Origin of the sequence: Sellimonas sp., assembly GCF_047234585.1 — a bacterium.
Lineage (GTDB): Bacteria > Bacillota > Clostridia > Lachnospirales > Lachnospiraceae > Sellimonas > Sellimonas caecigallum.
Map to the genome: position 1 here is coordinate 113536 of NZ_JBKSWG010000003.1, position 17121 is coordinate 130656.

Consider the following 17121-nt stretch of genomic DNA (forward strand, 5'->3'; position numbering starts at 1 on the left):
TTATTTCATTAGTTTCTTCTTTATTCGGATATCATCCCCCACAAGTTTCAGCAGGCGGAAATTGCTGCTGATGCGGGAGAAGGTCCTCTCACTGTAAATAGATTTTATCTCATTTAGCGACAAATTGGTAGAGATAATTGTCGATTTTTTTTGTATGATCCGGTCGTTCAGGCAGATGAAAAGCTGAGAGACCGTAAATGAATTTGTAAGTTCCGTGCCTAGATCGTCGATAATGAGCAGATCGCAGCTTTCCAACAGAGAACCGGTATGGATGTCTTCAGTGCGCTGCCCGAATTCCCTGTTCCCAAGAAGTTCAAAAAGCTGGGATGCAGTCACATAAATGACGGAATGGATCCGGTCAATGAGTTCCCTGGCGATGCAGTGGGTAAGAAAAGTTTTGCCAACTCCGGTATTTCCATAGATCAAAAGATTCTGGAAGCTGTCGGAAAAAGAATTGACAAAGGAACGGCACACATCCAATGCGTCTTTTGCCATCTCCAGCGAAGATCTGCGGCTGACCGGGTCGATGTAATCCGATGAGTAGTAATCCAGACGAAAAGAACGGAAATTTTCAGCATTCAGGACGTCCTGAAGATTGGACTGCGTGTATAGAAGGTCGATTTCGGCCTTCTGAAAGCAGCGGCATTTTTTCCCGTCTATGTACCCGGTATCACAGCAGTCGCTGCATTCGTAAGATGGCTCCAGATAATCCTCCGGGTATCCGTACGCCAAAAGCAGCGTCTTCTTTTCTTCGGACAGAAGTGCGACCTGACGCCGGAAATCATCTATGGATTGGTCCCCGCCCTCAAGGAGCGCTTTTGCCTTTTCTACTCCGGCATGAGAGATCTTGCGGTCGATCTCAGCGATCCGCGGTATTTTTTCATATATTTCATGAAAATGCTCATTCAGCAGATCGTGCGAACGCAGCTGCTTCTTCTCATACATCCTCATGATCGCGTCGTACTGTGAATTTGTCAAAGCCATGAAAAAACTCCTTTACTTAGCTCTCGAGAAGCTGTCTTTCCAGATCTTCCATGTTATAGTTTCGTTCCTCAAAATTGTTGAATTTCGTTTTTTTAGCAGTCGGTGCAGGGGAGGAAGCCCTGGCGGACCGATGCTGCAGGTATGCCTGATCCAGCATAGCGACATCCTTTAGGTGGTGCACCCCTTTATTATGCCAATTGCTCAGGATTTTATCCGCATACTCGAAGCTTGGCTGATGGATGGCGGACACAGTCCGATTACATGCTTCGATGATGATATCCAGCGTAAAACCGAACTCGGAAGACCATTTCTTCACAAAATCTGTCTCCACGGAAGCAGCCATACGGCCCGTGATGCCGAATGCTTTCAGGACCGCAGAGCAGTCTTTGTTGTAGAAACTTGCAGATCTGCGTGCCTCTGAGACGCTGGAGATCCCGGCGTCTGCCCAGGCCAACGCCACCGATTTGATGTAGTGCATGCTTTTGTGTCCATTTTCCACGCAGTATTCCACAAGATATTCCACCAGATCTGCAGAGAACTGAAGGGTATCATAAAAATAAGACATCATCTCCACATCCGAAGGGGACAGTGGTCTGCCGATATATTTTTCTGTGATAAACAAAAGCTGTTTGAATTCCTTCCGGCTTTTGTATTGACCGATGTCACGGATCGGAGGTGCTGTTTCTTTTTTTGCGGAGCTGTCCGCATGCGCAGGTTCCTCTGTGTGTTCCGGAATGGCTCCCCAAGGCTCGTCCTCTTGCGGCGAGGATTCCGCTTCCGCAATCGGATCGGAACAGGAAAGGCTGTCCTGAGTTTTTGCGGTGGTTTCATTCTTTTTATTTTCCGTCTCCGCGTTTCCCATCAAAAGACCGGATATATCTCCGCCTGCTCCGTATTCGATGGTAAGCAGCCCCTCCTTTGCCCAGTACCGGAATGCTCTTAAGATATCTCCTTCCGTGATCTCGAGTATATCTGCAAGTTCAGAGACAGAAAACCCTTTACCACTGTCCATACGGCGCAGCAAAAGCAGATATACTTTCACATATTCGCCGTTTGCCTTTGTCATATAACTGTCGATAAAATCATTGGCAACCAGTGTAAACTGATGACCAGAACCGTTTCGGATGCTCAACATACCCATTTCCTTTAAAACCCCTGTCTTTCCTAAATCAAAGTAAACGTATTATAGCATTTTCTTTTCCCGAGAAAAAGCCTTATTTTCAACGGTTTTGTGGATAATTCGGTGTGGATTCTGTGGAAAACTACATGGAAAGAAGCGTTTCCCCAATATTTACAACGTCTCCGGCGCCCATAGTTATCAACAAATCATCTTCCTTACAATGTTCCAAAACAAAAGTTTCGATATCTTCAAAGCTTGGAAGATAGGTGGCATCACAGCCTTTGGTGCGCAGCTCTTCTGCCAGAAGGGCGGAGGACATACCGAGGGTGTCTGTCTCGCGGGCTGCATAGATATCCGCCAGTATCACATGGTCTGCCAAGGAGAGTGCGTCCGCAAATTCATGGAAAAATGCTTTCGTGCGGGTATAAGTGTGCGGCTGGAAAATACACCATGTTTCCCGGTGCGGATAGTTAGCTGCAGCACGAAGCGTGGCTCGGATCTCTGTCGGATGGTGAGCGTAATCGTCTACAATGTGAAATCCGTTTTTGTCTCCTTTGTACTGGAAGCGCCTGTCTGTACCGGTAAAGGAAAGGAGCCCTTCCTTGATCTTTTCCATCGGGATATCCAGAAGCTGAGCGGCTGCGATGGCAGACAAGGCGTTGGAGACATTGTGGATCCCGTTTACAGAAAGGCGGATCTGTCCGGACGGTCTGCCATGGATGAGGAGCTCGAAAGACGCATTGCCCATCTCGTCATATGCAATATCAGAAGCGCTGTAATCGGCGTGCTGATCTTTTGTGTCATAAGTGATGACGCTGCATGGAAGATCGGCTGTGATTTCCTTGAGACGGTCAATCTCTCCGTTGATGATCAGAGTCCCGTCTTCCGGGAGCAGTTTTGCGAATGTATGGAAGGAATCACGGATATCGTTGATATCTTTGAAAAAGTCCATATGATCTTCTTCGATATTCAGGATGATGCTGATCTTTGGAAAAAAGTGGTGATAGCTGTTTGTATATTCACAGGCCTCGGTCACGAAGATTTCTGAATTGCCGACGCGGATGTTTCCGTGGATAGCCGGGAGAATACCGCCTACGGAGATCGTCGGATCGGTGTCTCCGGCCAGCAGGATGTGGGACAGCATGGAAGTCGTTGTCGTCTTCCCGTGGGTGCCTGCCACTGCGATCGGGAGCTTATAGTTGGTCATAAGCTGTCCGAGAAGTTCTGCGCGGCTTAGCATTGGAAGACCGTGTCGTTTCGCCTCGGCGAATTCCTCGTTGTCTTCATGGATCGCAGCCGTGTACACGACCACATCGATGCCGTCTTCTATGTTTGACGCTTTCTGTCCGATGGAGATTTTGGCGCCCATATCACGTAAGTGCGTTGTAAGTTTTGATTCTTTGTTGTCGGAACCGCTTACCGTAAAGTGCTCATTCAGAAGGATTTCGGCTAATCCGCTCATACTGATGCCGCCGATCCCGATAAAATGAATGTGAACAGGTTTCTCAAAGTTGATTTTATACATAATTATCACACTTCCTATTTCGTTGATGTTTGTAATTCCAATTTCTTTTCCATTTTAGCATAAGGATATGTAAGATACAATCCTCATAAACAGGTTGATAAAGCTGAAAAAAGAGGTTCTAAAAAAGAGGACAAGCGCATATGAATAATAATGATCAGTGAGACAAAAACGTAAAATCAGAAATAAACAACAGTGTGTCGATTTATTAACGTAAAGGTTATGTAAAATGCATAAAAAAAGTAGATTAATGGACAAAAAAATATAAAATTTATTCGATATTTACGGAAAATGTGTTATAATAAGACCACTATAATTACTGACAAGGGGTGAGGACATGATAAAAAAAGAGATGATAGCAATGCTGTTAGCCGGAGGACAAGGAAGCAGACTAGGAGTTTTGACGTCGAAAGTGGCAAAACCGGCGGTTGCATTTGGAGGAAAATACAGAATTATCGATTTCCCGCTGAGCAACTGCATTAATTCGGGGATCGATACAGTGGGCGTATTGACACAGTATCAGCCGTTAAGACTAAATACTCATATCGGTATTGGAATTCCTTGGGATCTGGACCGTAATGTAGGGGGCGTAACCATTTTGCCGCCATATGAAAAAAGCACCAACAGTGAATGGTATACCGGTACAGCCAATGCCATCTACCAGAATCTTGATTATATGGAGACATTTAATCCGGATTATGTCCTGATTTTATCAGGAGACCATATTTACAAAATGGATTATGAAGTGATGCTGGATTTCCACAAGGAGCACAATGCGGACGTGACCATCGCTGCAATGCCGGTTCCAATCGAGGAGGCCAGCAGATTCGGAATCGTGATCGCGGATGAGGAGGGACGCATCAACGATTTCCAGGAAAAACCAAAAGAGCCAAAGAGCAATCTGGCATCCATGGGGATTTATATCTTCAGTTGGCCGGTATTGAAAGAAGCGCTCATCAAAATGTCGGACGAACCGTCCTGCGACTTTGGAAAACATGTAATTCCGTACTGCCATGAGAATGGAAAACGTCTCTTTGCATATGAGTACAACGGATACTGGAAGGATGTTGGGACACTTGGATCCTACTGGGAAGCAAATATGGAGCTCATCGATCTTATCCCGGAATTCAATCTCTATGAAGAATTCTGGAAGATTTATACGAACAGCGCCATCCTTCCGCCGCAGTATGTCTCAGATCAGGCAGTTGTGGACAGATGTATCGTAAGCAACGGTGCGGAGATTTACGGAGAGGTACATAATTCTGTCATCGGCGCAGGTGTGGTCATCGGCAAAGGGACGATCGTGAGGGATTCGATCATTATGAGAGATACTCAGATCGGGGCAAACAACGTCATCGACAAAGCGATCATAGCGGAGAATGTAAAGATCGGAGACAATGTGACGCTTGGTATCGGAAGCGATGTTCCGAATAAAGAAAAGCCGGCGATTTATTCCTTTGGTCTTGTGACGATAGGAGAAAATTCCGTGATTCCATCCAATGTACAGATTGGCAAAAATACTGCCATCAGCGGTGTTACAGAAGCCGCGGATTATCCGAACGGTGTCATGGATAGCGGAGAGACATTAATAAAGGCAGGTGAACGCGCATGAAAGCAGTAGGAATCATTTTGGCAGGCGGAAATAATCACAAGATGCGTGAACTGACACATAAGCGCGCAGTTGCTGCAATGCCGATAGCCGGAAGTTACAGATGTATTGATTTTGCATTGAGTAACATGACAAATTCACATATACAGAAAGTGGCAGTGCTCACACAGTACAATGCCAGGTCACTGAATGAGCATCTCAGCTCATCCAAGTGGTGGGACTTTGGAAGAAAGCAGGGAGGACTTTTCGTATTTACTCCTACAATTACATTAGAAAACGGATATTGGTACCGCGGAACAGCGGACGCCATCTATCAGAATCTGGATTTCCTGAAGAAATGCCATGAACCGTATGTCATTATCACTTCGGGGGATGCAGTGTATAAGCTGGATTACAATGAGGTGCTTGAGTACCATATTCAGAAGAAAGCGGATATTACCGTTGTGTGCAAAGACCTGGAACCGGGAGAAGACGCCACACGGTTTGGCACGATCAAGATGGATGACACCATGAGGATCCATGAATTTGAAGAAAAGCCGATGGTGGCAAATTCCACTACCGTCTCTACAGGTATCTATATCATCCGCAGGAGACAGCTCATCGACCTGATCGAGCATGCTGCAGAAGAAGAACGGTTTGATTTCGTAACCGATATTCTGATCCGTTATAAAAACCTGAAAAAAATCTATGGATATAGAATGAAAAATTACTGGAACAATATTTCCACAGTAGACGCGTACTATCAGACAAACATGGATTTCCTGAAACCGGAAGTGAGAAACTACTTTTTCAAGGAATATCCGTCCATTTACTCAAAAGTAAGTGATCTGCCGCCTGCAAAATATAATCCGGGCGCGTGTGTAAAGAACAGTCTGGTGTCAAGCGGGTGTATTGTTAACGGGACAGTGGAGAATTCGATCCTGTTTAAGAAGGCATTCATCGGAAATAACTGTGTGGTAAAGAATTCCATCATCTTGAATGATGTGTATCTGGGGGATAACACATACATAGAAAACTGCATTGTCGAGAGCCGTGATACGATCCGGGCCAACACAAGGCATGTAGGAGAAAACGGCATAAAGATAGTTGTTGAAAAGAATGAGAGATATGCGCTTTAGAAAGAGACTGAGTACTTAAGAAAGGGGCCGGTAATTATGCAAATTACAGATGTGCGTGTACGTAAAGTAGCAAAAGAGGGGAAATTAAAAGCAGTGGTGTCGATCACGATGGACGAAGAGTTTGTTGTCCACGACATCAAAGTTATCGAAGGAGAAAAAGGGTTATTCATCGCCATGCCTAGCAAAAAAGCATTGGACGGAGAATATAGAGACATTGCTCATCCGATTAATTCGGACACAAGAAACCGTATCCAGAGTATTATTCTTGAGAGATACGAGCAGGCATTGGCCGAAGAAGATGCGGAAGAATAGTGAGACCGTGAAAGTATGCTTGTAAATAACCGGGTTGATATAAAAATGCTAAGGATTAAAAAATAGGGAATTCAAAGGACGGAGATTGAGGTTCCGTCTCAAAACGCATCAGTTCTTTGGTCACGGGATGAAGAAATTCCAGTCGGCAGGCGCAGAGGGCCAGACCAGATACACAAAGACCGGTCGGGTTGTATTTGCGGTCGCCGAGAAGCGGACAGCCTGCATGGGCAAGCTGGACGCGGATCTGATGATGGCGTCCCGTGTGCAGATGGATTTCAAGAAGAGAGAGGGTCACACCTTTCTCTTCTTTTTTGGAAAGAACGCGGTAATGGAGAGAGGCTTTTTTGGCTCCGGGCGTGGAGGGAGTGCACACGCGAGACAGGTTCGTCTTTCCGTCTTTGACGAGATAGTCGCAAAGTTCTCCCTCATCCATTGGCGCAAATCCCTGGACGACAGCCTTGTAGTATTTTCCGAAATGGTCTTTCTGAAGCTGGCGGCTTAGATCGGAAGCGGCTTTTTTTGTTTTTCCAAATACGAGAAGTCCCTCCACAGGCTGGTCAAGACGGTGGATGACCGCAAGATACGGTTCCCCTTTTTGAGGGGTGGATGCCTTTCTTGCCTGGCGGTACAGATGATTTTTCAAAACGCTGACCAGATCCCCGGAAGAAAGGGCGGCTGTCTGGACAGCTATATTTGCCGGTTTGCGGCAGACGATGATGTCATTGTCTTCATACAAGATTTCAGGTTTCACGGGACTCCTCCTCATTCATTTCAATATTCCACGTAACCATACCATAAACTTGCACCAAACACAATAGTCCGCGATCGAGGAAGGCAAAGAGAGGAAAAAACAAAATATCAAGTGCCAAAATCCGGGTGGATGCCTTGACACAGCATGGTTTTTACGGTAAAATAACCAATAATTTCATGGCGAAAGCCTTATAAAAATGGGCAGAGAAGAGGATTAGTAGATCGAATGGAAGTTTCAGAGAAGAGACGGGTGGTGCAAGTCTTTAACGGAAAACGGTCGAACCGGCCTTGGAGCTTCTGCATGAAAATGCAGCGTGTTATCAGCGTTAATGATGAATGAAGAGAACTGCCGGGTCAGATCCGGCCAGTTAATCAGGGTGGTACCGCCGGTTATCCGGTCCCTAGTGGGACGGATGGCCGGTGTTTTTTGTTGGCAGGAACATTCTTCGGATTCGCCCCGAGAGCAGATAGATCCCTGAAGAAGGGGAATTTGAGAAAGGAGATAAAGGATATGGCCAATGACAAGAAATTTGTAAAAGCGATCACTTCCAGAGAAGAAGATTTTGCGCAGTGGTATACAGATGTAGTACGGGAGGCAGAGCTTTGCGACTACTCAAGTGTGAAAGGGTGTTTGAATTATCTTCCGAACGGATATGCCATCTGGGAAAATATCCGGGCAGACCTGGATAAAAGATTTAAAGAGACAGGCGTGGAGAATGTGTATCTTCCAATGCTGATTCCGGAAAATCTGCTCCAGAAAGAGGCAGATCATGTGGAAGGATTTGCGCCGGAAGTTGCATGGGTTACACATGGAGGAATGGAAAGGCTGCAGGAGAGATTTTGTATCCGTCCGACATCCGAGACATTATTCTGTGAACTTTGGAGCCGCACGGTACAGTCTTATCGTGATCTTCCGAAAGTGTGGAATCAGTGGAATTCCGTTCTGAGATGGGAAAAGACGACTCGCCCGTTCCTTCGCTCCAGAGAATTCCTGTGGCAGGAAGGACATACGATTCATGCGACATACGAAGAAGCTGAGGAGAGAACGCTCCTGATGTGGAGAGTATACCGTGATTTCATAAGTGAATCACTGGCAATTCCGTATGTAGCTGGAAGAAAGACAGAAAGCGAGAAGTTTGCAGGGGCGCAGGATACGTACACAGTAGAGGCCCTGATGCACGACGGAAAAGCGCTTCAGTCAGCTACGAGCCATTTCTTCGGAAAAGCATTCCCGGACGCATTCGATATCAAATACCTGGATAAAGACAATGAATTAAAAAGCGTATACGAAACTTCCTGGGGACTGTCCACAAGAATCATCGGAGCCATCATCATGGTTCACGGAGATGACAGCGGGCTTGTGCTTCCGCCAAGAATTGCACCAAAACAGGTGCGCGTCATTCCGGTAGCCCAGCATAAGGAAGGCGTGCTTGAGAAAGCAGAAGAACTTTTGGCAGCAGTGCAGGCAGCAGGAATCCGTGCCGACATCGATGAATCAGAGAAGAGCCCGGGATGGAAATTCAGCGAACAGGAGATGCTGGGAATTCCAGCTCGTATCGAGATCGGACCAAAAGACATCGAAAAAAAACAGGTTGTCGTCGTGAGAAGAGATACAAGAGAGAAGATCGTTTTCTCTATGGAAGAAGTGGCAGAAAAACTCGGAGACTTGCTTGAAACGATCCAGAAAGACATGTATGACAGAGCTAAGGCCTTCCTGGATTCACACATCGACGAGGCAGTGACGATGGATGAGATGAAGGAAAAGTTTAAAGAAAATCGCGGATTCATCAAGGCAATGTGGTGCGGAGATGAAAAATGTGAAGACGAGATCAAAACGGAGACGGGTGGAGCCGGATCCAGATGTCTCATCGAAGATGAGGACGCGATCTCAGATACTTGCATCTATTGTGGAAAGAAAGCGAAATATAAAGTTTTCTGGGGAAAATCATACTAAAATGGGCAACATCGAAAAAGCGGTCAGAATAGAAATACCGCAAAGAGTAAATGAGATCATCACTACGCTTCAAAGCCGCGGCTTTGAAGCGTATGTTGTAGGCGGATGTGTGAGGGATTCGATATTGGGACGAAAGCCGGAAGACTGGGATATTACGACGTCAGCAAAGCCGGATCAGATCAAGGAGCTTTTTGAAAGAACGGTCGACACCGGAATTGAGCATGGGACGGTAACTGTCATGCGTGGGAAGGAAGGATTTGAAGTCACAACTTACCGGATCGATGGAGACTATGAAGATGGAAGACATCCGAAAGAAGTGCTGTTTACAGGAAACCTTCATGAGGATCTTCTGAGAAGAGACTTTACGATCAATGCCATGGCCTACAATGACAAAGAAGGGCTGCAGGATATTTTCGGCGGTATGGAAGATTTGGAAAACGGTGTTATCCGTTGTGTCGGGAATGCCAGGGAACGGTTTTCGGAGGATGCGCTCAGGATATTGAGAGCAGTCCGGTTTTCGGCCCAGCTTGGATTTGACATTCATGAAGATACAAAAGATGCTATTCGAAAGCTTGCAGGGACACTTCGGAAGATCAGTGCCGAGAGGATACAGACAGAGCTTGTCAAACTTCTTGTTTCCCCACATCCAGAGCTCCTCCTTTTGGCATATGAGCTTGGGATAACGAACGTCATTCTGCCGGAATTTGACCGGATGATGGAAACCACTCAGGAGACGCCGCATCATATGTACAATGTGGGCGTCCATACGATCGAGGCGCTTAAGGCGATTCGGGCAGACAAAGTCCTCCGCCTTACAATGCTTTTCCATGACATGGGAAAACCAGAGTACAAGACTATGGATCAGGACGGTACGGCGCATTTTAAAAAGCATGCGATCGGAAGTGAGCGGATAGTAAAAGACGTCATGAGGCGCCTGAAATTTGACAATGATACGACAAGGAAGGTATCAAAACTCGTGCTTTACCACGACTGCCGGATGCCGGCCGAAGGGAAGCCGGTCAGACGGGCTATGAAAGAGATTGGACAAGAATTATTCCCAGCTTATCTCGAAGTTCGTATGGCGGATACTTTGGCGCAGAGTACGTACCACAGAGAAGAAAAGATTGCCAATATAAAAGGGGTGGAGAGTGTATATAAAGAGATTTTGAGAAGAGGAGAATGCGTCTCGCTCAAAGAGCTCCACGTTAACGGGAAGGATCTCATATCTGCAGGTATTATGCCGGGTAAGGAGATGGGCGAGATTTTGAATGCACTTCTTGCGGAAGTAGTGGATGATCCGGGAAAAAATGAAAGAGAATACCTTATTTCCAGGGCTTTGGAGATGGAAAAAAGAGGAGGTCAAGGCTAGGCTTTGGCCTTCTTTCGTGTTCTATTTGCCGTCTGGGATTCATAGATTAGAGAGAATATTGAATCAGAAGACAGGGGGCAGTTATGGGGGATTATGATTTGACAGTACTGGATCAGTATCCGATAGAAGTAAAAGAGGTCCGAAAGGTCAGAGGTGCCATGCTCTGTGAGACCGAAGAAGGACCTCTGCTGCTTTGCGAGGCGTCTCTGTCACAGGCGAGAGTCCTGGTTCTTGAAAAAATCCACAGCGCGATGAAAGAACAGGGGCAGATGGAGACAGACGAGCTGATCATGAATAAAGACGGAAGCTATATTTCTGTGACGGAAGATGGGACAAAATATTATCTGAAAAAATGGTTTCGCGGCAAAGAATGTGATGTGCGCAAGACAGGAGAGCTTCTGGAGGCGGCGAAAAATCTGGCAAAACTCCACCGGATTTTGAGATTTCCGGAAGTTTCCAGCGGATTCCCGGCGTCAGATTTGGCAGAAGAGTTTGGAAAGCACAACAGGGAACTCAAAAAAGTGCGCACCTTTATCCGGAAGAAGACGGTAAAAGGGGAGTTTGAGACAAAGTTTCTGGAATATTTTCAGCTCATGTACGATGTGGCGGTCAGCGCGGAGCAGGGGCTGTTGGAGTCCGGGTATGAAAAGATACGACGGGAAGCGAAGGAGCAGGGATGCCTCATACATGGCGAGTACAATTACCATAATCTTATCGTAATGGCGGGAGGAGAGATACGCGTAGTCAACTTTGAACATTTTTGCACGGATATTCAGGCGGCGGATCTTTACTATTTTCTCAGAAAAGTTATGGAAAAGCATCAGTGGAACAGCAAGCTCGGTGCAGAGATCATGAGGGCTTACACTGCGGTCAATCCGCTCTCAGAGGAGGAGAAGAAATACCTGGCGCTGCGCCTGTCTTACCCGGAGAAATTTTGGAAGTGTGCAAACACTTACTACAATTCAAACAAAGCATGGATTTCCACGAAAAGTGTAGAAAAACTGCGGGTTTCCATTGAACAGACTGAGATTAAGAAACGTTTTTTGGAGCAGATATTTTCTTTTCATTTAGGAAAGAGTAGTGTATAATATTGCACATAGATAAGACCAATCAGGAGGTACAAAAAATGGGATATCGTGAAAAATATGAGGAATGGTTAGGCGGTACATACTTTGATGCGGATACAAAGGCAGAGCTTCAGAGTATCGCATCGGATGAAAAGGAAATCGAAGATCGATTCTACAAAGATCTGGAATTTGGTACTGCGGGGCTTAGAGGCGTCATTGGCGCAGGAACAAACCGTATGAATATTTATACGGTACGAAGAGCCACACAGGGGCTTGCCAACTATATCACAAAAAAAGATGCGAAAGAAAAAGGAGTTGCTATCGCGTATGACTCCAGAAGGATGTCCCCGGAATTTGCTGATGAAGCGGCTCTTTGTCTTGCCGCAAACGGTATCAAGGCGTACGTGTTTGAAAGTCTCCGCCCAACTCCGGAACTCTCATTTGCAGTGAGAAAACTGGGATGTATCGCAGGGATAAACATTACAGCCAGCCACAATCCGCCGGAATACAACGGCTACAAAGTGTACTGGGAAGACGGCGCACAGATCACACCTCCGCACGACAAAGGAATTATGGATGAAGTGAAGGCGGTTACTGATTTTGCCGATGTGAAGACGATGGCAAAAGACGACGCTGCCAGGGAAGGATTTTATGAAGTGATCGGCGCAGCTATCGATGATGCATATATGGAAGAACTGAAAAAACAGGTCATTCATCAGGATTCCATCGATGCAGTGGGAAAAGAGCTGAAAATCGTCTATTCCCCGCTTCACGGAACCGGAAATATCCCGGCCAGAAGAGTGCTTAAGGAACTGGGATTTGAAAACGTCTATGTTGTGAAAGAACAGGAACTGCCGGACGGAGAATTTCCGACGGTATCTTACCCGAACCCGGAAGCGGAAGAGGCTTTTACACTTGGACTGAAACTTGCAAAAGAAGTGGACGCAGACCTTGTTCTTGCCACGGACCCGGATGCGGACCGTCTTGGGGTATACGTCAAAGATACAAAATCAGGGGAATACAAAGTCTTGACAGGAAATATGTCCGGATGCCTCCTCGCTGAGTATGAGATCAGTCAGAGAAAGGCAGTTAGAGGACTTCCGGAAGACGGATATCTCATCAAGACGATCGTGACGACAAACATGGCAGATGCCATTGCGAAATCATATGGCCTTGGACTCATCGAGGTACTGACAGGATTTAAATACATTGGGCAGCAGATCCTTGGATTTGAGACGAGCGGAAAAGGGCAGTATGTGTTCGGATTTGAAGAAAGCTATGGATGTCTGATCGGCACACATGCCAGGGACAAAGATGCGATCGTTGCAACGATGGCTCTCTGCGAGGCGGCGGCTTATTATAAAACACAGGGCAAGACACTCTGGGATGCGATGATCGATATGTATGAAAAATATGGATACTACAAAGATGCGATCCAGTCTGTCACAATGAAAGGTATTGAAGGACTGGAAAAGATCAAATCTATTCTGGAGACATTGAGGAATAATCCGCCTGTAAAAGTGGGAGAATACAAAGTGCTCAAGGCGCGCGATTACGACGCAGACACCATTAAAGACCTGGAGACAGGCGAAGTTTCTCCGACAGGCCTTCCGAAATCAAACGTACTCTACTATGATCTCAGTGATGATGCATGGCTGTGTGTAAGACCATCCGGAACCGAGCCAAAGGTTAAGTTCTATTACGGAGTAAAAGGCACTTCTCTGGAAGATGCAGACAGCAAATCTGAGGCTATGGGAAAAGAAGTTTTGGCAATGATTGACAATATGATGTAAGGCTGTGAAAAATTACGGAAATGCGCGGCAGAAAAGGGCGATGAGAAGAGAATTTGCTTGACAAATACAGGAGAAACCGTTATAACTTTAAATAAAGGCAAAATGGCGAAAAACCGTTGTTTTTGCCGGGTAGAATTGGCTAGTAAGACACAGATTCTATAACGGAAAAATTTAGGAGGAATTAACCCATGAACAAAACAGAATTAATCACAGCAGTTGCAGAAAAGGCAGAAATTTCTAAAAAAGATTCTGAAAAAGCATTGAAAGCATTCATCGACGTTGTGACAGAAGAACTGAAAAAAGGAGAAAAAGTTCAGTTAGTAGGATTTGGAACATTCGAAGTAAGCGAAAGAGCTGCAAGAGAAGGAAGAAACCCGCAGACTGGAAAAACAATGAAGATCGAAGCTTGCAAAGCACCGAAATTTAAAGCGGGCAAAGCGTTAAAGGATGCTATCAACGCATAGGAAATTCCATTTGTGAACATTTGACAGAGGGCTTCGGCCCTCTGTTTTTAGCATACACGGCTGACGGTATAGCTGCACTCCGGAGAACGTGTACGAAAAAGGGGGACATATAACATGAGACTGGACAAATTTTTAAAAGTATCCCGGCTGATCAAGAGGCGAACGGTAGCGAATGAAGCGTGCGATGCGGGCCGTGTGCTTGTGAACGGCAAGACGGCGAAGGCGTCCGTAAAGATAAAGAAAGGAGATATCATTGAAATCCAGTTCGGGACAAAGGCGGTAAAAGTGGAAGTGATGGATATCCAGGATACGACAAAGAAAGAAGAGGCAAAAGATCTCTTCCGTTATATCTGATACGTAAAGGAATAAAAGGCGGAAGCTCGTCATAGTATATCACAGATACATCAGAAAACAGACAGGCAGATGCGGAAGTGAGGATGAGAAATGATGATGATGAGCAGCAGTATGATAAACGGTATAGAGGATGCCCAGATCAAGCGGCAGCACAAACTGGTGGTAAACAACCGGAAGACAAGCCTGGTCACGGGTGTGCTGGATGTACTTTCCTTTGATCTCAATGAGATTCTCCTGGAGACAGAGCAGGGGATGATGATGGTCAAGGGGACAGATTTGCATGTCAACAGACTGAGCCTGGAAAAAGGCGAAGTGGATCTGTCGGGGAATATCGACACAATCGCGTATTCTGATATGAAGCCGGCGGCGAAACAGGGCGGGAAGCTTCTGGCGCGCCTGTTTCATTAAAAGGGGCCCGGCGGATGAGCGGGCTTGGGATAGAGACGGCGGCATTTCTGAAAGCGTTTTTCAGTGGCATGACAGTATACGGGATCTATGTATGTATCCGGATTTTCAGAAAGATCGTACCCCACAACGGAGTGGTGGTTTCCATCGAGGATTTTATTTATTGGTTATTTACGGGGTTTTACCTGTTCCTGAAAATTTTTGATGCCAGTCAGGGTACTATACGATGGTACTTTGTGGCAGGTACGGCCATGGGTGTACTGTTTCTTTCCGCTGTTTTGTCAAAGACGGGGAAAATGTGTAGAAAAATTCACAGGAAAAGACAGGGAAAAGGCGGAAAAGGTGTTGATTAATCTGCATAAAAAGGATAGTATATAATGTATAACCCGAAACACAGAGGATTTTTGGTCAGGTGAAAGAGATGGCAGCCAGAAGAAAAAAGAGACAGAAAAACTTAAGACAGCCTCGTATCACAAGATATCGAAGCAGTATGATTTTTATTTCCTGTATTCTTCTTGTACTTGCAGGAGCCACAGCCGTTCATGGTGTTTCTCTTCGTTCCCAGATGAAGGAACAAAGTGCCCAGATATCAAAACTCGAAAAGGAAAAGAAGACAGAACAGGAAAAAGCAAAAGAAATCGAGAAATATAAAGAATACGTTGGAACAGATGAATATGTTGAGGACACGGCAAGAGATAAACTTGGCATGGCAAAAGAAAATGAGATTCTTTTTAAGCCGGAAGAATAATTCGATCGTGTATTACAGAAGACAGCTTTGGGAAATCGGTGTATTTCCCAAAGCTTTTTTGTATCAAACAGGACATTGTCTTGTTGCGCTGAGGCGGGGAGTCCGCTTTGGTCATAAATTAAGATAACAAGATCATGAAGGGGCAGAAGATGGGAGAAAAGAATTATGTTTTAAATCCATATGTGGAACAGATGGAGAAATTCGGCAGATCACTGGAGCACCTTTCCAACACGTTTTTCCGTATGGAAGGACAAAGAGGAACGTTTACGCAGCATGAGATCGAGGAGATGTTTTCGAGAGTTTCCGATGCAGTCTGTGCAAACTGTGAGAACCGAAAATGGTGCCTTGGAGAAAACCGTGTGCGTACATATCAAATGGTCTACGAGATTTTGAAAGCAGCTGACGAATACGGGACGGAACTGAATATGGACATCAAAAAAAGGCTGCAGAAATACTGCGTCATGGCGCCGCGGTTTCTGAGGGAGACGATGGAGACGTTTCAGGATGCGAAGCAGGCGATGTTCTGGAACAATCGAATCGTGCAGAACAGAGAAGGGTGCGCCATTGAGCTTGACACTTTTGCCAGGATGATCCGTCATACGACAAGAGAGCTGGATGCGAGTATCTTTTCGGATGAACGGCTGGAGAAGAAGATCCGAGGGAAATTGAAAAGCGAAGGGGTGCGTCTTCTGAGCATCGTATTTTTGATGACCCCAAAGGGACGTTATGAGATTCATCTTACCGGGAAAGCATCCAAGGGACGCTTTATGACGACAAAAGAGCTTGCCTATATTCTCTCTGTTTGTACCGGGAGAAATATGGAGCCGGCAAGAGATGAAAGGACGTCTCTTGGCACGGAATATGCCACTGTCGTATTTCTGGAACGGCTCAGATTCTATACACTCCAGGGAGTGGCAAAAATTGGAAAAGGCTGTGCTAACATATCCGGGGATAGTTTCTCTATGATGGAACTTCCGGCAGGACGACAGGCGGTTGCCTTGTCGGACGGGATGGGATCCGGGGAGGAAGCGTTTCGGGAGAGCGCCATGGTTGTGGAAATGCTGGAAGAGCTTCTGGAAGCGGGATTCCCGGTGGAGACGGCCATCCGGATGATGAATACTGCGCTTGTGATGGGGAGGGAGGAAATCCGCTTTTCTACACTGGATATCAGTATTTTTGACTTGTATGACGGTACGGTGGAACTTATCAAAGCCGGAGCTTCCACAACATTTATACGGCACGGGACGGAAATGGAACGAATCTGTTCTACAAATCTGCCTCTTGGTGTTTTGCAGGAATTGGAGCTGCAAAGTGTAAAGCGAAAAGTCGCAAGCGGAGATCTTGTCATCATGATCACGGATGGGGTTCTGGACGCTCTTCCTGTAGGAGAGCAGGAGTTTTTGCTGGATACGATCATCCGGGGAACGAACCTGAATAATCCGAGGGAAATGGCACACCATATACTGGAGCAGGTTTTGGAGTGGAGCGGCGAGGAGCCGCTGGACGATATGACGGTACTCGTGGTGGGAATATGGAGAATATAGCTTGCTTT

Annotated in this window: 17 protein-coding genes and 1 other annotated feature; of the genes, 13 read left to right on the forward strand and 4 right to left on the reverse strand. The window is 46.0% G+C overall.

All coding sequences use genetic code 11. From position 1 onward, the window contains the following. The 3 genes from ACLROL_RS01955 to murC all read right to left on the reverse strand — a co-directional run bounded on the left by ACLROL_RS01955 (position 1) and on the right by murC (position 3629). Complete coding sequence (locus ACLROL_RS01955; protein ID WP_413067250.1) at positions 1–984, reverse strand: ATP-binding protein; 984 nt, start codon at positions 982–984, stop codon at positions 1–3. Positions 985–1000: 16 nt separating this feature from the next. Then, positions 1001–2125, reverse strand: a complete 1125-nt coding sequence (locus ACLROL_RS01960) for a DnaD domain protein (RefSeq protein ID WP_087212997.1) — start codon at positions 2123–2125, stop codon at positions 1001–1003. Between the two features lie 121 nt (positions 2126–2246). Continuing rightward, positions 2247–3629 (reverse strand): UDP-N-acetylmuramate--L-alanine ligase, encoded by a 1383-nt coding sequence (gene murC / locus ACLROL_RS01965; RefSeq protein ID WP_087202902.1) that lies wholly within the window; start codon positions 3627–3629, stop codon positions 2247–2249. Between the two features lie 334 nt (positions 3630–3963). On the opposite strand from murC, the gene ACLROL_RS01970 reads away from it, so the two are divergent. From ACLROL_RS01970 to spoVG, 3 genes are read left to right on the forward strand one after another with little or no spacing between them, the layout of a single operon-like run. Continuing rightward, complete coding sequence (locus ACLROL_RS01970; protein ID WP_221919959.1) at positions 3964–5238, forward strand: glucose-1-phosphate adenylyltransferase; 1275 nt, start codon at positions 3964–3966, stop codon at positions 5236–5238. Continuing rightward, positions 5235–6353 (forward strand): glucose-1-phosphate adenylyltransferase subunit GlgD, encoded by a 1119-nt coding sequence (gene glgD / locus ACLROL_RS01975; RefSeq protein WP_087202900.1) that lies wholly within the window; start codon positions 5235–5237, stop codon positions 6351–6353. The genes ACLROL_RS01970 and glgD overlap by 4 nt, the downstream gene beginning before the upstream one ends. Before the next feature lie 36 nt (positions 6354–6389). Then, positions 6390–6665, forward strand: a complete 276-nt coding sequence (gene spoVG, locus ACLROL_RS01980) for a septation regulator SpoVG (RefSeq protein WP_087202899.1) — start codon at positions 6390–6392, stop codon at positions 6663–6665. A 55-nt stretch (positions 6666–6720) separates the two neighbouring features. Here the strand turns inward: spoVG and ACLROL_RS01985 are convergent, their stop codons facing one another. Next, on the reverse strand, positions 6721–7416 hold the full coding sequence (locus tag ACLROL_RS01985; protein WP_287448926.1) for an RluA family pseudouridine synthase: 696 nt from the start codon (positions 7414–7416) through the stop codon (positions 6721–6723). Positions 7417–7610: 194 nt separating this feature from the next. Continuing rightward, positions 7611–7821, forward strand: a binding site (T-box leader). A gap of 105 nt (positions 7822–7926) precedes the next feature. Here ACLROL_RS01985 and proS point away from each other — a divergent pair. From proS to ACLROL_RS02035, 10 genes are all read left to right on the forward strand, one after another. Continuing rightward, positions 7927–9369 (forward strand): proline--tRNA ligase, encoded by a 1443-nt coding sequence (proS, locus tag ACLROL_RS01990; RefSeq protein WP_413067251.1) that lies wholly within the window; start codon positions 7927–7929, stop codon positions 9367–9369. 1 nt (position 9370) lies between these two features. Next, positions 9371–10738 carry a CCA tRNA nucleotidyltransferase gene (locus ACLROL_RS01995; protein ID WP_087202896.1) on the forward strand — a complete coding sequence of 456 codons (1368 nt, stop codon included), beginning with the start codon at positions 9371–9373 and terminating at the stop codon, positions 10736–10738. 83 nt (positions 10739–10821) lie between these two features. Then, positions 10822–11826: a CotS family spore coat protein gene (locus ACLROL_RS02000; protein ID WP_413067252.1), complete on the forward strand. Its 1005-nt coding sequence runs from the start codon at positions 10822–10824 to the stop codon at positions 11824–11826. 38 nt (positions 11827–11864) lie between these two features. After that, the gene (locus tag ACLROL_RS02005) at positions 11865–13598 is read left to right on the forward strand and encodes a phospho-sugar mutase (RefSeq protein ID WP_087202894.1); all 1734 of its coding nucleotides are present in this window, start codon (positions 11865–11867) and stop codon (positions 13596–13598) included. 188 nt (positions 13599–13786) lie between these two features. Then, positions 13787–14062 (forward strand): HU family DNA-binding protein, encoded by a 276-nt coding sequence (locus tag ACLROL_RS02010; protein ID WP_087202893.1) that lies wholly within the window; start codon positions 13787–13789, stop codon positions 14060–14062. A 114-nt stretch (positions 14063–14176) separates the two neighbouring features. Then, positions 14177–14416, forward strand: a complete 240-nt coding sequence (locus ACLROL_RS02015; protein ID WP_087202892.1) for an RNA-binding S4 domain-containing protein — start codon at positions 14177–14179, stop codon at positions 14414–14416. A gap of 123 nt (positions 14417–14539) precedes the next feature. Beyond that, entirely contained in the window at positions 14540–14824 is a 285-nt protein-coding gene (gene yabP, locus ACLROL_RS02020) for a sporulation protein YabP (RefSeq protein WP_087202912.1), read from the forward strand. Between the two features lie 14 nt (positions 14825–14838). After that, complete coding sequence (gene yabQ / locus ACLROL_RS02025; RefSeq protein WP_087202891.1) at positions 14839–15174, forward strand: spore cortex biosynthesis protein YabQ; 336 nt, start codon at positions 14839–14841, stop codon at positions 15172–15174. A 68-nt stretch (positions 15175–15242) separates the two neighbouring features. Continuing rightward, the gene (locus tag ACLROL_RS02030; RefSeq protein WP_087202890.1) at positions 15243–15569 is read left to right on the forward strand and encodes a septum formation initiator family protein; all 327 of its coding nucleotides are present in this window, start codon (positions 15243–15245) and stop codon (positions 15567–15569) included. Between the two features lie 149 nt (positions 15570–15718). Further along, positions 15719–17113, forward strand: a complete 1395-nt coding sequence (locus ACLROL_RS02035) for a SpoIIE family protein phosphatase (RefSeq protein WP_087202889.1) — start codon at positions 15719–15721, stop codon at positions 17111–17113. The last annotated feature ends 8 nt before the right edge of the window (positions 17114–17121 follow it).

Coding starts and splice junctions, on each gene's coding strand:
- ACLROL_RS01955 (WP_413067250.1), bottom strand. CDS start 984: ATGGCTTTGACAAATTCACAGTACGACGCGATCATGAGGATGTATGAG.
- ACLROL_RS01960 (WP_087212997.1), bottom strand. CDS start 2,125: ATGGGTATGTTGAGCATCCGAAACGGTTCTGGTCATCAGTTTACACTG.
- murC (WP_087202902.1), bottom strand. CDS start 3,629: ATGTATAAAATCAACTTTGAGAAACCTGTTCACATTCATTTTATCGGG.
- ACLROL_RS01970 (WP_221919959.1), top strand. CDS start 3,964: ATGATAAAAAAAGAGATGATAGCAATGCTGTTAGCCGGAGGACAAGGA.
- glgD (WP_087202900.1), top strand. CDS start 5,235: ATGAAAGCAGTAGGAATCATTTTGGCAGGCGGAAATAATCACAAGATG.
- spoVG (WP_087202899.1), top strand. CDS start 6,390: ATGCAAATTACAGATGTGCGTGTACGTAAAGTAGCAAAAGAGGGGAAA.
- proS (WP_413067251.1), top strand. CDS start 7,927: ATGGCCAATGACAAGAAATTTGTAAAAGCGATCACTTCCAGAGAAGAA.
- ACLROL_RS01995 (WP_087202896.1), top strand. CDS start 9,371: ATGGGCAACATCGAAAAAGCGGTCAGAATAGAAATACCGCAAAGAGTA.
- ACLROL_RS02000 (WP_413067252.1), top strand. CDS start 10,822: ATGGGGGATTATGATTTGACAGTACTGGATCAGTATCCGATAGAAGTA.
- ACLROL_RS02005 (WP_087202894.1), top strand. CDS start 11,865: ATGGGATATCGTGAAAAATATGAGGAATGGTTAGGCGGTACATACTTT.
- ACLROL_RS02010 (WP_087202893.1), top strand. CDS start 13,787: ATGAACAAAACAGAATTAATCACAGCAGTTGCAGAAAAGGCAGAAATT.
- ACLROL_RS02015 (WP_087202892.1), top strand. CDS start 14,177: ATGAGACTGGACAAATTTTTAAAAGTATCCCGGCTGATCAAGAGGCGA.
- yabQ (WP_087202891.1), top strand. CDS start 14,839: ATGAGCGGGCTTGGGATAGAGACGGCGGCATTTCTGAAAGCGTTTTTC.
- ACLROL_RS02030 (WP_087202890.1), top strand. CDS start 15,243: ATGGCAGCCAGAAGAAAAAAGAGACAGAAAAACTTAAGACAGCCTCGT.
- ACLROL_RS02035 (WP_087202889.1), top strand. CDS start 15,719: ATGGGAGAAAAGAATTATGTTTTAAATCCATATGTGGAACAGATGGAG.